The sequence below is a fragment of the Ramlibacter sp. G4-7 genome (assembly GCF_057784995.1).
In genome coordinates this window covers 125,003-139,053 of record NZ_JBYNTT010000008.1, presented here as the reverse complement: position 1 = coordinate 139,053, position 14,051 = coordinate 125,003, and the positions used below count along the sequence as shown (strand labels likewise).

General features: G+C 64.7%; 13 protein-coding genes. 5 read left to right on the top strand and 8 right to left on the bottom strand.

All coding sequences use genetic code 11. The annotated features are described in order from the left end of the window. Positions 1 to 210: 210 nt before the first annotated feature. The 3 genes from AC3EGR_RS12980 to AC3EGR_RS12970 all read right to left on the bottom strand — a co-directional run bounded on the left by AC3EGR_RS12980 (position 211) and on the right by AC3EGR_RS12970 (position 4,416). The gene (locus AC3EGR_RS12980) at positions 211 to 1,986 is read right to left on the bottom strand and encodes a replication endonuclease (protein WP_488546899.1); all 1,776 of its coding nucleotides are present in this window, start codon (positions 1,984 to 1,986) and stop codon (positions 211 to 213) included. Positions 1,987 to 2,624: 638 nt separating this feature from the next. After that, positions 2,625 to 3,560, bottom strand: a complete 936-nt coding sequence (locus AC3EGR_RS12975; protein ID WP_488546898.1) for a hypothetical protein — start codon at positions 3,558 to 3,560, stop codon at positions 2,625 to 2,627. A 331-nt stretch (positions 3,561 to 3,891) separates the two neighbouring features. Next, entirely contained in the window at positions 3,892 to 4,416 is a 525-nt protein-coding gene (locus AC3EGR_RS12970; RefSeq protein WP_488546897.1) for a response regulator transcription factor, read from the bottom strand. A 256-nt stretch (positions 4,417 to 4,672) separates the two neighbouring features. Here AC3EGR_RS12970 and AC3EGR_RS12965 point away from each other — a divergent pair, with 256 nt between their 5' ends. After that, entirely contained in the window at positions 4,673 to 5,071 is a 399-nt protein-coding gene (locus AC3EGR_RS12965) for a response regulator (protein WP_488546896.1), read from the top strand. Here AC3EGR_RS12965 and AC3EGR_RS12960 read toward each other — a convergent pair. The 4 genes from AC3EGR_RS12960 to AC3EGR_RS12945 form a co-directional block, all read right to left on the bottom strand. After that, positions 5,068 to 5,286, bottom strand: coding sequence for a hypothetical protein (locus AC3EGR_RS12960; RefSeq protein ID WP_488546895.1), 219 nt, complete (start codon positions 5,284 to 5,286; stop codon positions 5,068 to 5,070). The genes AC3EGR_RS12965 and AC3EGR_RS12960 overlap by 4 nt on opposite strands. A gap of 76 nt (positions 5,287 to 5,362) precedes the next feature. After that, on the bottom strand, positions 5,363 to 6,811 hold the full coding sequence (locus tag AC3EGR_RS12955; protein WP_488546894.1) for a tyrosine-type recombinase/integrase: 1,449 nt from the start codon (positions 6,809 to 6,811) through the stop codon (positions 5,363 to 5,365). A 132-nt stretch (positions 6,812 to 6,943) separates the two neighbouring features. Continuing rightward, positions 6,944 to 7,492, bottom strand: coding sequence for a response regulator (locus AC3EGR_RS12950; RefSeq protein ID WP_488546893.1), 549 nt, complete (start codon positions 7,490 to 7,492; stop codon positions 6,944 to 6,946). A 203-nt stretch (positions 7,493 to 7,695) separates the two neighbouring features. Continuing rightward, positions 7,696 to 9,420: a response regulator gene (locus AC3EGR_RS12945; RefSeq protein WP_488546892.1), complete on the bottom strand. Its 1,725-nt coding sequence runs from the start codon at positions 9,418 to 9,420 to the stop codon at positions 7,696 to 7,698. Between the two features lie 222 nt (positions 9,421 to 9,642). Between AC3EGR_RS12945 and AC3EGR_RS12940 the strand changes: the two genes are divergently transcribed. The 3 genes from AC3EGR_RS12940 (at position 9,643) to AC3EGR_RS12930 (ending at position 12,998) form a co-directional block, all read left to right on the top strand. Then, complete coding sequence (locus tag AC3EGR_RS12940; protein WP_488546891.1) at positions 9,643 to 10,779, top strand: sensor histidine kinase; 1,137 nt, start codon at positions 9,643 to 9,645, stop codon at positions 10,777 to 10,779. A 73-nt stretch (positions 10,780 to 10,852) separates the two neighbouring features. Next, positions 10,853 to 11,572 (top strand): Crp/Fnr family transcriptional regulator, encoded by a 720-nt coding sequence (locus AC3EGR_RS12935; protein WP_488546890.1) that lies wholly within the window; start codon positions 10,853 to 10,855, stop codon positions 11,570 to 11,572. 190 nt (positions 11,573 to 11,762) lie between these two features. Continuing rightward, entirely contained in the window at positions 11,763 to 12,998 is a 1,236-nt protein-coding gene (locus AC3EGR_RS12930) for a sensor histidine kinase (RefSeq protein WP_488546889.1), read from the top strand. A gap of 111 nt (positions 12,999 to 13,109) precedes the next feature. On the opposite strand, the gene AC3EGR_RS12925 is transcribed toward AC3EGR_RS12930, so the two are convergent. Further along, complete coding sequence (locus AC3EGR_RS12925; RefSeq protein WP_488546888.1) at positions 13,110 to 13,421, bottom strand: BON domain-containing protein; 312 nt, start codon at positions 13,419 to 13,421, stop codon at positions 13,110 to 13,112. 204 nt (positions 13,422 to 13,625) lie between these two features. On the opposite strand from AC3EGR_RS12925, the gene AC3EGR_RS12920 reads away from it, so the two are divergent. Beyond that, complete coding sequence (locus AC3EGR_RS12920) at positions 13,626 to 14,048, top strand: universal stress protein (RefSeq protein ID WP_488546887.1); 423 nt, start codon at positions 13,626 to 13,628, stop codon at positions 14,046 to 14,048. The last annotated feature ends 3 nt before the right edge of the window (positions 14,049 to 14,051 follow it).

Here is a 14,051-nt window from a genome sequence, read left to right as displayed (position 1 = left end):
GCGCTCTCTCACTCAGCACCGTAGCCCCGCAGGTGTCTCAGGTCGGGATCGCGCGGCTCGTGGGCCCCGGCGAATTTACCTCGGGTGGTATACGCGTGGAAGGGTGACGCCACTATGGGCGATCCTTAGGCTAAAGCAGGGAGCTAGCTTCACTCTTGATCCGGAAGTCATAGGTGTGCTGGTTGTGGGGAAGGGTGGTTCACGCCTCCCTCATTTCAGCCCGTAGTACGTGAGAAGTGCTTTCTTGATTACGTCGGTCGCCACGGCAACCTTTACGTTCACTTCCGGAGAGCGGGGGAGGCTCGAAGCATTGGCCGTACAGTTATTGACACGAGTCCGAGGCTGCGCGGGCTGGGCCCGCTCCGCAGACGAACTCCCGCAGGCAGGAGGCATAGGCTTCCGAAGAATCTCCCAGCGTTGACGCGTCGACTCCACCACCCAGTTCGCCGCAGGCGCGCCGAGCGGAACTGCGGGATCATAGGTTTCCACGCCAAAGGGACGCGGCGTCGCCTCGTCTCCATAGCGTCCCGGCTTCTCGGGAACGAACATCGCGAGCTTGATACGCGCGCCGCGCCCGCAGAAGACGCCACCTTGCGCCTCGCAGTACTTGTCCCACGCCACCGCGGCTTTGTCGTGCCCTTCGACGACGTTCTGCTTGTTTGCCGCCGTGTGTGCGTCTGCCAGGTGGCGAGGAGCGCCAGCTGGAATGTTCTCTACCCGGCGCAGTTCACGCCACACGCTCACCGGCGGTCCGCCGATCTGCTGGAACTGGCGCACGCCCCAGCGTGCCGCCCAAGCTTCGACCCGAACAGCGGTTTCCGTTGCCGCGCCGCCGTTGCGGTCCTCGCCAACGTGCTCCCCATCGATGTTCTTCGACACGTACTTCGCTATGTACGCCGCAGCGCTCCCCTTGGCTGGGTCGATAAGCTTCACGTCGCATCGGTGTTCGAACGCGCCCGGCTCGTCCGGCGAGTCCTTAAGAGCGTGCTTCCGAAAAACTTTCTCGAGTGCGTCCGCGTCTCCCGTCTCGCAGAAGAGAAGAAAGTGCCAATGGGGCGTGCCATCGTGCTGGGGCTCGGCAATCCGGAACCCATACACCCCGCACGCGCGCCGATCCAGAGCGGAACGAATGTGGCTCCAAACCCTCGCCAGGTACTTCTGACCTGCGCGCGGCGTTTCGGCAGGGCTGTAATTTGGGTTGGGAAGAACAATTTTGCCGCCACCGACAACGCGAAAGCGATGAAATCGGCTCGGACAGGTAAGGGTGAGGAACAGGCCGGTATGCGCGGCCGACTTGGCTGCTCGCTCGAAACCTGCGATGCGAGTCATCAGCTCCGCTCGGCGAATTCGCTTGTTCGAAGTGCCCTTCTGGGAGAGTTCCGCCAGGGTGAATTCCTGTCCGAGTTCGTTGCGCGCGATGGTTGATTCGAGGACGGCCGCATTGCGCGCGTTCTGCTGCAGGCGGGCGCGTAGTCCCTCGTTGCTCACGTACAGATCGCGCGCCTTGTTCACATATCCAAGCTGGATGGCGACTGCCTCAGTTGTGCGCCCATGGTGCTTGCGGAGTTTTCGTCGCCACCAAAGCACGCAGGTCATGCGGGCGACCGCACAACGGTCCTTTACCTTTGCCGCCGGGGCTTCGATTCCTTGGCCTTCGCATATCCGTTCCATCGCTGCCCTCAACGCGGAGATGGAATGGAAGATTTCAGCTCGCGCAGCGCACCGCGTAGCGAGCGTGGCTGCCGCTTCGCAGATCACGGCGTCGGACGCATCCAACGGAACGCGAACCCGCAAAAGCGCTTCGGTTGTCTCGCGGAGCTGGACGTTCGCTTCCCGGTAGTCGTCCGCTTTTGCGGCGTCCCACTGCTTCAGAAGCCGGTCAGCCCAACGCTTAGGAAGGGTGGCGACGCGGCTTTGAGTCCATTCGCTGTCCGAAGGAATGTGCCGCAGGCGCCTTTCCCCGCGAGCCGCGTCTACACCACCCATACGAACTCGGCGACACGTTCCGAGGGACCGCCGAAGTAGCCTTCAATAAGCGTGTGCAAAGTTGCGGGACAACTGCCGCGGAGCACCTGAAAGAAAGCCTTTTCTTCCTTGGCCAAGTCCAGCACTGCGAATTGCCCGTTCTCTGGCCCTTTCAGAAAGGCTGGCTCTCCCCTGTGAGCGACCAGCAAGAGGGCCTCGGCGAGCGTGGACGCGGCCTCGCGCCCCTGCCCGCCGCGTTGCAGCTGAAGGAGTCGAAGAGGGCTCACGCGGCCGCCTGGACGTTCAGGATTCGCCGCAGCTCCGCAACAGGCCAAGCGAGCCTGCCATGGACGCGGATAGGGCGCAGCGGCCCGTTTTCCCGCATTGCCCAGAGCCGAAGGGTTTGCTGCGCCCGGTTAAGGTGAAAGGCAGCCTCGGGTGTCGGGAGATTCGCGCGCGTTTCGCGCTCAAGTGGAACCGCGATAGGAGTGTTGGTGGCCATGTTTTGCCCATGTGGCGTGTGGAACATGGCCATTGCAACTGGCAGCGCCAGGCGCGAGAAGCTTCGCGGACCTTAGCGGACCTTAGCGGACCCTATCGGTCCCTACCGGGTCTCGCGCGGTGACATCCGTGGGAATTCGGGGCGTTAAATCACGCGTTCAAGCCCGGTCGCGTGCACGCGCGAGCCGCTTTGCAAGTGCTTTCCGGTTCAAGATCGCGGCTTCGCCTTCATCCAAGTACTGCAGCCCGTCCTCAGTCGAGCCCCGAAGCGGCGGGACTTTCTTCTCGGCCATCACAAGGAGCGTCGCCCAGACTGCTGCCACGTCGAAGGGGGCTCCGCATTCCATCTGGGCTTGCTCAATGACAGGAGAGAGCACATCGCGTCGGAGAGCTCTGGTGCTGTGCACCACACTCGTGGGGGTGTCGGGTCTCGGCTCAGCGGCGACGGCCGCCGCATTGAGCTGCGCTGGCGGCACAAGGTGCCGAAGGGCCTCAGGAAGTTGGAGGCCAAGCCGTCGGGCGAACCATTGTGCTGCGTCCGCTGGCCGAACGCGCGCGTTGGCCGTCATCAAGTCTGCCCCCAAGGCGAGGTTTCGAAGGTCCAGGTACGCCTTCACGAACGGAGTGAGTGGCGGCTTGGTTTTGAAGATCAGGCCCCTCGGTTCGATCTCACGGCTGATCGCTTCCCAGCTCACGACGCGCGGATCACGACCGAGCAGGAGCGCTACGGCGTCGTCGAGAGACCAAGTGTCCATTGTCAGCCAATACCCATAGGATGCGCGGGAGCCAGGGGCGTTATAGAACTTTGCCGCCTCCTCGGCAGCGGCCCGTTTCGCGTCCGCCTCTTGCTGCTGGCGAAGATAGGCGTCATGCAGGGCGCGCAGCTCGGACTCAGGCAAAGCCATTAGCTCAGATCGTCGAAGTTCCGCCCGTACAAGCGGCTCCGGCTTGCCGATGGGCTTTTGACTGTGGACCATGGCGCCGTAGATGGCCCTCGTAACCGCAAGAGTGGGGATTTCGTGCGCCAGCACTACGTCTGCCCAGGCTGACTTTGAAGAAGCGACGATTGGCTTCTCCATTTCCGATTCGGACAAAAGACTCTCCTTGCGCTCTCTTCGCAGCGTTGATTTTCGCTTGTTCTCGTGACGCCCCTAGCCGCCCGTGCGCGCTGTGGGTTAAGCCAAGCGCCCAGGCACCCGTACGTACGTCGTACATACGTACGTACGGGTGCCATACGTACGTATGTAGCAGCTCCATGCGCTTCTGCGTAAGAGGGGTCCCCATAGAGAGGTCCCTATTGCGCACGTCACTAAGGGAGTGCTCCTAAGGGACCTATGAGGGATTCCCCACTTCGCCTTCTCTAAGGGACACCTTCTAAGGGAATCAGCTCCCGGCCGAATCGGCAGGCGCGATCGTGCTTCGACCTCAGGGCACTGCAGTACGGTTGAGGATCAGCGCTTCCAAAGTGGCGGCCAACTCGGTCGAACTGACAGGAGCAAGGAGAAAGGTGTCTGCCCCCACGAAGCCGCTTTCTGCCTGGTGAGCGGGGCTCACGGCAACGCCAGAGACATGCACTATGGGGAGACTCGCTGTTTCGGGCTTAGCCCGCAACAGGCGGCAGACCTCCAGTCCGTTGATGTCCGGCAAGTGAACGTCTAGAACAACGGCGGACGCGCTGTTCGCAAGCGCCAGGCACTCTGCTCCCGCCATGGCTTCCATAGTCCGGAATCCTGCCGCGCGGAGCCCGCGCGCCATCGCGTATACCGTCGATTCGCTGTCGTCAACGACCAGGATGGTGTGCATTGAGCGATCCAGGCTCCCGAGACTGAGTCGCGTAGCGGTTGTCCGCCTTGCGTCATTGTCCATGTGCTGGCGAATGCTGTCCGCGCCGCGGCCACCTCGATTTCCCGGCTCGTTGTCATTGGAGCTGTCAGCGAAATGCTTGCTCACGCTGGCTCCTCTGCAAAGCGAACTGAACTACCGGGAGAGTACCCCATGCCGCCATAGGCAATTCAGCGGCAGGTGACTTGACACTGCCGGAACTACGGCTAAGCCTCCCTGAATCCTGTCAGCACCTTCCTGCATGTCTGTGGGTCTAGCGCAGCGACCGCTCCCTCACCACTCTGACAGACAAGCGCCGATTTACATCCTGCAATGCGGTAGCAATCGTGCGTTCACGAGAGTCTTGTCACCACGTTGGGGGGGTATGCAATATCGTGTTTTTGTCGTGGACGACTTGGCTGCAATGCGCCAGTTGATGGAGATGGTTCTCGACACCAGTGGAGAAGCGCGTACCGTCGGAGCTGCGACGACTGAGGCCGAGGCGAAGTTGTGGCTGGACGAACACGAGGGTGAATGGGACTTGGCCATCATCGATCTGATGTTGGAGCAAGGGTCTGGCTTCGGCGTGATCGCCCAGGCGGCTGCGAGTCCTCGGCGCGGCCGGGTGGTGGTATTCAGCGGCTACGCGTCCGAAGGCATTCGCGAGCACTGCCTGCGGCTAGGTGCTGATGCGGCATTCAGCAAGACGGAGACGGCGGCTTTCCTTAGCTGGCTGTCCGAGCAACTGTCCGGGGCTGAGGACCGAAACCCGGCACGTCTCTAGCGTCCTGAGGCTGGTTTTCCGACGCGGTCCAGCTCAGTCTGCACTGCTTGGAATGCCGCATCTGAACGCGCAAAGAGCCCAGCCAAGTCCGCGCGGATTCGCGGGAGGGCCGAATTGTCGTCACCAATGATGGCGGCATGCATCTCGCGCTCCTTGGCGAAGATTTCGGCTTGTACCGCTCGAAGGTTTTGTAGAGCTGCGATGGCTTTGTCCACCCCATCAGTCTACGCGCTGAGCTGACCCCGCCGCACCTTTTTTGGGCGGGCGGGCGGACGGTTCGCCGCCTTCTGCCTACCGAATGACTTGCAGGCGCCTGGTGGACTCGGACGGCGTGGAGGGCAGCCCGGCCTGCTGGAGCATCCACCCCTCCAGGCGTTCGTGATGCAGGCGCAAGAGGTCGAGGGGACGCACGGTGTAGTGCTTCTCAGCCGTCGCGCTCGGTTTGTGCCCCATGAGCTGGGCCACTACGCCCGCTGGCAGCTCCAGCCACTCGGAAAGGGACTTGAAGGAGCGGCGCAAGCCATGCAGGGTCAATCCCTCGATACCCGCAACCTCGCACGCGCGCTCGTGCTGTTTGTGCGGGTTGCTCATGGCCTTCCCGGCTTGCTCGGGAGCTCGGGAAGGGCTGGCGAACACCCATTCATTCAGCCGGGGCAGTGCTGCTAGGAGTTGGTCCACATAGGGGGTCAGCGGAATGACGCGCTCGCCTTCCACCTTGTCTCGGATCGTGAGCCCCTTCCATTTGGTGTTGAGGTCCCGCCAGCGCATGGCGAGCACTTCACCGGGGCGCGCGCCTGTGAGAAGAACTGTTTGCAGATACGCGGCGTGTTGCGGGTGCTGGAGCTGCCGCACGGCAGTGAACCAGGCGGGAAGCTGCTCACGCTGCAAGGCGTCTTGCTTCACTTTGGCCTTCCCGAGCACTTCGCGCACGGCCTTCGCTTTGGCGGCATTTTGCGAAGGGACGACCTGGGCGTAGGCCGGCTGCTCGCTGCACCAGCTCAGGAAGCCGCGCAGAAGGCGCCAAGAGTGCAGAGTGGACGTTTCGCGGGTCTTGGATTCCTCGGCGGCCCACAAGCTGATGGCGGCAGGGGTGAGCTCGGACAGCTTGAGTTCCATCAGAGGGTAGAGCGGGCCTGCCACGGTCTTGCCCCGGCCCCGCGTGCCTCGCACGGCCTCTTGCCCGCCGGCCTTGGCTCGGCGGATGTGGTCCCGGTAGTGATGCTCTCCCCAGCGGTCTTTCCGCGCCTCGACGTACACGGCCCACGCTTCACCCACCGTCACGGCCTGAGCGGCTTCGGTTTGCGCTTTCGCCGTGCGCGCTGCCTCCTGCTGGCGCTGCAGTTCGCGCGGGTCGGTGCCCGTGTCGATCAGCATGCGCTGGCGGTTCGCCTCCACGCGCGCAGCCTCAATCGTCCAGGCGCGCACGTCTCCGATGGTGCGGCGGATGGTCTGGCGTCCGAGCTTGGCCTCGAAGACGAAGGCCTTCGCGCCCGCTGCCGTGACCCGCACCCTCAGGGCAGGTGACTTGCGGTCCCGCAGGAAGGCTTGCGTCTTGCCTTCCGGGCAGCGAAGCCGCTCGATCATCCCGGCCGTGAGGTCCTGAGGCGCGCTCAGATCGACAGGTGCAGTGTTTAAGGGCCGCATGATCCCTTGGTCTCCTGTGGTGCCCCATGTAGCCACCATGTAGCCACCGGAGCGCAGTTTTGCCGAATGCTCTTCAACACTCGGCGACCGGGTCAAGCGCCTAAGCTGTTGATTTCCAATGGATTATGGCCCATTGGCTCAACGCGCTTCAACAATCAGAAATGAATACCAAAGTTCTTTTGGCGGGGACTCATAATCCCTTGGTCGCTGGTTCAAGTCCAGCACGGCCTACCAACTCCGGGGCGGATCATCCGCTGGCATTGCGGTCCGGCTGAGGATCAGCGCTTCCAACGTGGCGGCCAGTTCCGTCGAACTGACGGGAGCAAGCAGGAAAGCGTCGCCCCCCACGTAACCGCTTTCCATCTGGTGAGCGGGGCTGACGGCAACGCCAGAGACATGCACTACGGGCACCCTCGCTGTTTCGGGGTCGGCCCGCAACAGGCGGCAGACCTCCAGACCGTTGGTGTCCGGCAAGTGAACGTCCAGAACAATGGCGGACGACCTGTTCGCAAGCGCCATGCACTCCGCTCCCGCCATGGCTTCCATGGTCCGGAATCCTGCCGCGCGCAGCCCGCGCGCCATCGCGTAGAGCGTCGCTGCGCTGTCGTCAACAACCAGGATGGTGTGCAGGGAGCGATTCAGGCCTCCGAGCCTGAGTTGCGCAGCGGTTGTCCGCCGTGCATCGTTGTCCATGTGCTGACGGATGCTGTCCGCGCCGTGGCCACCTCGATGACCTGGCTCGTTGTCGTTGGAGCTGTCTGCGAACTGCTTGCGCACCTTGGCTCCTCTGCCGAGCAAATCGAACTCCCGGGAGAATACACCTTTGGTCGTCACGAGCAATTCAGCGCAGGTGAGTGCTGAAATACGTCAGGCTAAGCGGGATCGCGTCGCGGCTGCTTGGGAGCCAGGAGGACTCTGGAAAAGCCGATGCGGCGCCTTGTTCGAAGAGAGGCCTCCAACCGCTCGTTCTCCTCGGGGACTCATGACTCCTTGGTCGCTGGTTCAAGTCCAGCACGGCCTACCACCGTCTGGCTCGCGCCCCCCGTCCTGAGGCGCTTGCAAATCAACCGCACCAGCTGGTCGATCTCGACCGGCTTGACCAGGTGCTGGTCGAACCCGGCGTCGCTGGAGCTTTGCATGTCCTGGGGCTGGCCCCAGCCGGTCACTGCCACCACGGTACGCCCTGCCCCGCCCTCGCGTGCGCGGATGGAGCGACAGACTTCGTAGCCGTTCATGTCCGGCATGCCGATGTCCAGCAGCACCAACTCGGGGTCGAACGAAGGAACCGCTCCGAGCGCGTCCTCTCCCCCATGGACGACGTGGACCTCGTGACCCAGGAGCTCCAGCAAGGTTCGGAGGGTGTCCGCCGCGTCCCGGTTGTCGTCCACGACCAGGATGCGCAACACCCCGGCGCCCGGGTCGACATCGGCCGGCGTCGACTCGTGTTGCACGACTTCCCTGGGGAGTTCAGCCAGGGGCAGGTTCACCACGAACCAGCTGCCCTTGCCGGGCCCTTCACTGTGGGCACTGATACACCCGCCGTGCATCTGCACCAGCTTGCGCGTCAGCGCCAGGCCAACACCCAGTCCTCCGCGCGAGCGCGACAGCGCTGCCTCCTCTTGCGAGAACATCTCGAACACTCCGTTCAGGCGGCTCGGCTGGATGCCGATGCCGCTGTCCGTGATGGTCACGATGGCGGTTGCGCCATCCCCGACCACGCGCAGCTCGATCTCGCCGCCGGGATCCGTGAACCTGGCCGCGTTGCTCAGCAGGTTCATGAAGACCTGCGCGAGCCTGGCGGGGTCGCCATCCACCGCCAATGGCTCGGGTGCGATCAGGAGCGTGAGCTTGTGGCCATTGCCGTCGATCTGCGGCTGGATCGTCTCGACCGCATCCGCCACGACGGACGCGATCTCCGTGTGCTGTCGCCTCAGCTCGATGCGGCCCTGGTTGATCCGGCTGATGTCCATCAGGTCCTCGATGAGGCGCGCCATGCGGTCCACCTGCCGGTCGATGATTTCGGTGGACCACTGCACGTCGGCGGATGCGGAGGCCTTCAGCTTCAGGAAGTGCACCGCGTTGCGGACCGGAGCCAGGGGATTGCGCAGCTCGTGCGCCAATGTGGCCAGGAATTCATCCTTGCGGCAGTGCGCATCGCGCAGGCGCGCCTCGCTTTCCTGCAGTTCCCGGGTGCGTTCGGCGACGCGGTGGTCGAGTGACGCGTTCAGCTCGCCCAGGCGCTCCTGCGCACACCGGCGCTCCGCGACTTCCGCGAGCAGCAGCCGGTTTGCGCGTTCCAGCTCGCGGCTGTTCCTGTGCAGTTCGGCGAACACGGCAACCTTGGAGCGCAGCACTGCCGGGTCGAGCGGTTTGTGCAGGTAGTCGACGGCGCCGATGTTGTAGCCATCCAGGACTTGCTCGTCGTCGTTGTCCTGCGCGGTGAGGAAGATGATCGGGATGCGCGCGGTCTTGCGCCGCTCCTTGAGCATCCTGGCCAGTTCGAAGCCGCTCATGCCCGGCATGCGCACGTCCAGCACCAGCACGGCGAACTCGTCGGAGAGCAGGGCCACCAGCGCCTGCTCGCCCGTGGTGGCGCGCACCAGTCGGTAGCCCGGGTCGTCGAGCACGGACTCCAGCACCGTGAGGTTCGCGGGCTCGTCGTCGACCAGGAGGATGTTGACCGTGCTGAGTCCCGAGTTCGTCATGTTGTTCTTGCCGGCCGCCACCCGGCTGTTACGACAGCGTCTCCCAGCGGCACCCGGTGCCTACGGGTCGATGTTCCGGCAGCTGGCAGGCAATGTCTGTACGGTGCCGCACGATTCCGCGCGCGTTGTGTCGGATCAATGTCCCGGCCCGCGCGTCCGCAATGAAAGGCGCACACTAGCGGCACCGCTCTGCTGCGCATGCAGCAGGGCCAGGAGATGGGTATGCATGACTTCCTGAACCACAACCGCGAGGAGCTGGTCGAGCGCTGCAAGTCGAAAGTAGCCCAGCGCCCGTTGCGTGCTGCCACGCCCGAGCAACTGAAAAACGGGGTTCCGCTCTTTCTGCAGCAGTTGATCAAGACACTCGCGGCGGAGAAGGACGACCAGCCCGGTGAGAGCCTCCGGATTTCCGGCGCATCCGGGGGAAAGGCCAGTGAACTCTCCGAAATCGGAGCCTCTGCGACCGTGCACGGAAAGCAGTTGCTGGAGCTGGGGTACACGGTGGACCAGGTCGTTCATGACTACGGCGACTTGTGCCAGGCCATCACCGACCTCGCCGAAGAGCGGGATGCGCCTTTCAGCGTCGGAGAATTCAGGACCCTGAACCGCTGCCTGGACAACGCCATCGCGGACGCCGTCACCGAGTTCAGTTCGCAACGCGAGGTTGCCGCGTCCCGGCAGGCGTCCGTGGAATGCAATGAGCGCGTCGGTTTCCTGCTGCACGAGCTGCGCAACGCCTTGCTGACCGCCAAGCTCGCGTTCACCGCGCTCGAAAGCGGCAAGCTGCCGGTCGCGGGGGCGACGGGGGGCGTGTTGCGGCACAGCCTGGACGCGCTGACCTCACTCGTGAAGCACGCCCTGGACGAGGTGCGCGTCAGCGCAGAACTGCCGGGGACGGAAGTGTTCTCCCTCGCATCCCTCATCGCGGACGCCGGCAGCGCGGCGCTCCTGGACGCCAATGCGCGCAATTGTTCGTTCAAGGTGAGCAATGTGGACACGCAACTCGCAATCGAAGGAGACCGCCTGCTTCTCCTGGGCGCGCTGATGAACCTGCTGCAGAACGCCTTCAAGTTCACCCTTCCGCAGACGGAGGTCTCGTTGAACGCCTACGCGAGCGATGGCGGCAACGTTTTCATCGACGTCGCGGATCACTGCGGTGGTCTCGCCCCGGGGAGCGCCGAAGTCATGTTCCGGCCCTTTGCTCGCGGCCAGCGGGACAAGAGTGGGTTGGGGCTGGGGCTGTCCATCGCGCGGGCGAACGTGGAGGCGGCCGGAGGGAGCCTGGGCGTGCGCGACGTGCCCGGCACCGGGTGCGTGTTCACGATCCGTCTTGCCCGGCATGCACCGGTCCCGGCGTGAGGAGCACGGCGCCGTCGCCATTCCGCGCTCGGGCAGCCGCCGCCTATACTGAGATAGCTCACGTGAGGAAACCATGGCCGCACCGGGCGATCCCCGAGGCAACCAGCTGCTGGCCGCACTTCCGGCACCGGAGTGGGAACGGTGGTCATCGGTCCTGGAGCCGGTGCAACTGCCGCTGGGCCGCGTGCTTTACGAATCGGGGCGCCCCCTCACGCACGTCTATTTCCCCACCGACTCGATCGTCTCGCTGCTGTATGTGATGGAAAACGGCGCTTCCGCTGAAATTGCCGTCGTCGGCAACGAGGGAGTGGTGGGCGTTTCGCTGTTCATGGGAGGCGAGACCACGCCGAGCCGCGCCGTGGTGCAAAGCGCGGGAAGCGGGTTCCGGCTCGGGGCCGAGGCGATGAAGGCGGAGTTCAACCGCGCCGGGCCGGTGCTTCGCCTGCTGCTGCGCTATACGCAGGCACTCATCACGCAGATGGCCCAGACGGCCGTCTGCAACCGCCACCATTCCCTGGACCAGCAGCTTTGCCGCTGGCTCCTTCTCAGCCTGGACCGCCTGCAGGGCAGTGAGTTGCGCATGACGCAGGAACTGATCGCGAACATGCTGGGCGTGCGGCGGGAGGGCGTCACCGAGGCCGCGCTGAATCTGCAGACGGCCGGCCTGATCAGCTATTCGCGCGGGCACATCACGGTGCTGGACCGCAAGCGTCTCGAGCAGCGGACGTGCGAGTGCTACGCCGTGGTCAAGAAGGAGTACGACCGGCTGCTGCCGGTCACCATGGCCGTTTGAGCGAGCGGCACTTGTTCCAAAAAGCAAGGACGGTCACCGGGCCGACTTTTTTGTGCCGCGCGCGGGCGGGCGCGCCGCATGTTGTGTCGGGGCCGGCACCGAATGTGGACGAGTAGCCCATGTGTGTGCCAGCGCACGGACAAGCCGCAGCCGCGGGGCGAAAGTGCATGCCTGCTCCAAAGGAGCCGCCATGTACCGCACACCCGCCACCGACCACAGCCTTCTCCAGTCCGTCATCGGCGCATTTCACGCCGGGCGGCCAGCCGCTCCCGCACGCGCGACCATGTTCAGCTTCGTGGAGGGCAACCATGAGGCGCTCATCGCGCGCTGCAACGCCATGGGCGCACACAGATCCGGCCCCCCGGCCGGCGACAGGACGGCCGGGAACGGCATCCCGCAGTTCCTGGGACAACTCGCCAGGACCCTTCGCGCCGAAGCCGACCGCAACCCGGGCGAAAGCTTCCGGATCTCGGGAGCCCTGGGGGAGAAGGCCCCCGCACAGTCCGAGATCGGCCTCAGTGCCACCGCCCACGGCCGCCAGTTGCTCGAACGGGGCTGCACCGTGGACGAGGTGGTCCACGACTATGGAGACATCTGCCAGGCCATCACCGGCCTGGCCGCCGAGCGGCGCGTGCCATTCACGATCGAGGAGTTCGGGACGCTGAACCGGTGCCTCGACAACGCCATCGCGGATGCGGTGACGGAATACAGCGCCCGGCGCGACGACGGCGTTTCACGCGATCACTCCGCCGAGGTGAACGAACGCGTGGGCTTCATGGTGCACGAACTGCGCAACTCCCTCCACTCGGCGACGCTGGCAGTGCGCGCACTGGAATCGGGGAGCCTGCCGCTGCAGGGTGCGACCGGTGCCGTGCTCAAGCGCAGCCTCGCTTCGATGACCTCGCTCCTGCTGGAATCGGCAGCCACGGTGCGCGCCACCGCGGGCGCCGAGCGGCCGTCCCAGGTCTTCCTGGTGGCGTCCCTGCTGGCGGATGCCGCGGCCGCCGCATCGCTCGATGCGCTTGCGCGGGGGTGCGTGCTCACCGCGGATCCGGTGGACGACCAACTGGCGGTGCGCGGCTCCCGGGAGTTGCTGCTGGGCGCCGTGGTGAACCTGCTGCACAACGGGTTCAAGTTCACCGCGCCAGGCTCCCATGTGCGGCTGGGAGCACATGCCGCGGCGCCGGATCGCGTGCTCATCGAAGTCGCGGATCACTGCGGCGGCTTGCCCGCGGGCTGCGCGGAGAAGATGTTCACGCCTTTTGCGCAGGCGGGGACGGACAGGACCGGCCTCGGGCTCGGACTGACCATCGCACGCCGCAGCGTCGAGGCAGACGGCGGGACACTTTCCGTGCACGACCTTCCAGGCACGGGGTGCGTCTTCACCATCAGCCTGCCGGCGCATGCGCCGGAAGCGGCGAATTGACTTGTTTCATAGGGAACGCCCCGACGTTCCGACATGAAGCTTGAACGGGGGCGGGGGCGCTTGCGCCATCGCCTCGTCTCCGGCCGCCCCCTTTCAGGCGCTACCCACCCCTCACGGCTTCAGGATGATCTCGTTGCGCACGCTGCGCACGCCGCTGACGTTGCGGGCGATCGCTTCGGCGGTGCTGCGCTCCGTGCCGTTCTTGGCGAAGCCGGAGAGCATCACGGTCCCGTTGAGCGTCTCGACCTTGATGCTCGACGCGTCGACATCGCGGTTCTCGACGAACTTGGCCTTGACGCTCGTGGTGATGCCGGTGTCGTCGACATAGGCGCCGACGGTTTCCTGGCCGCGCGAGACGGCGCAGCCTGACAGGACGACGAGGGTGGCGGCGAGGGTGGAAGTGAAGGCGAGGCGGATGTTCATGGTATGTCTTTCGAAGTGGATTGAAAAGATAACGTGCCCGGCTGCGTTCGGTCTGTACGCCGCCGCACTTACGCCTGACGCGCGCCTCGGATGACGACAGTTCGCCAGCGCACGGACGATGGCGCCGCGACCCGCTAAGTTCAGGGGGCGCCGCGACTGCCTGTGATCGACACCGGAGCAAGGCGCGAGCGAAGGAGAAGATCCATGGACGTTCTATTGGCGGTCGACGGCAGCGACTACACGAAGCGCATGTTGGCGTACCTGGCGTCGCACGAGGAACTGCTGGGAGAAGGCAACCGCTTCACCGCACTGACCGTGACCGACGCCATCCCGGGACGCGTCGCCCGTTTCGTCGACAAGGCCAGCGTCGACGACTACGGCGAAGAGCAGGCCGACGGTGTGTTCAAGCCGATCCGCGCGTTCGCGCAGCAGCAGCACTGGGACTTCAGCACCGCCCATGTGCAGGGGCAGCCGTCGCAAGCGATTGCCGCCTACGCCCTGGAGACGACACCCGACCTGATCGTGATGGGCAGCCATGGGCACTCGGCGCTGGCGAACGTCGTGATGGGATCCACGACCAGCGGCGTCCTGGCGCTGTGCCGGATTCCGGTGCTGCTGGTGCGCTGAACA

Bases quoted from the DNA above. Each gene is read 5' to 3' on its own strand.
- AC3EGR_RS12930 (WP_488546889.1), top strand. From the start codon at position 11,763: ATGTACCGCACACCCGCCACCGACCACAGCCTTCTCCAGTCCGTCATC.
- AC3EGR_RS12965 (WP_488546896.1), top strand. From the start codon at position 4,673: ATGCAATATCGTGTTTTTGTCGTGGACGACTTGGCTGCAATGCGCCAG.
- AC3EGR_RS12945 (WP_488546892.1), bottom strand. From the start codon at position 9,420: ATGACGAACTCGGGACTCAGCACGGTCAACATCCTCCTGGTCGACGAC.
- AC3EGR_RS12980 (WP_488546899.1), bottom strand. From the start codon at position 1,986: ATGGGTGGTGTAGACGCGGCTCGCGGGGAAAGGCGCCTGCGGCACATT.
- AC3EGR_RS12920 (WP_488546887.1), top strand. From the start codon at position 13,626: ATGGACGTTCTATTGGCGGTCGACGGCAGCGACTACACGAAGCGCATG.
- AC3EGR_RS12940 (WP_488546891.1), top strand. From the start codon at position 9,643: ATGCATGACTTCCTGAACCACAACCGCGAGGAGCTGGTCGAGCGCTGC.
- AC3EGR_RS12935 (WP_488546890.1), top strand. From the start codon at position 10,853: ATGGCCGCACCGGGCGATCCCCGAGGCAACCAGCTGCTGGCCGCACTT.
- AC3EGR_RS12925 (WP_488546888.1), bottom strand. From the start codon at position 13,421: ATGAACATCCGCCTCGCCTTCACTTCCACCCTCGCCGCCACCCTCGTC.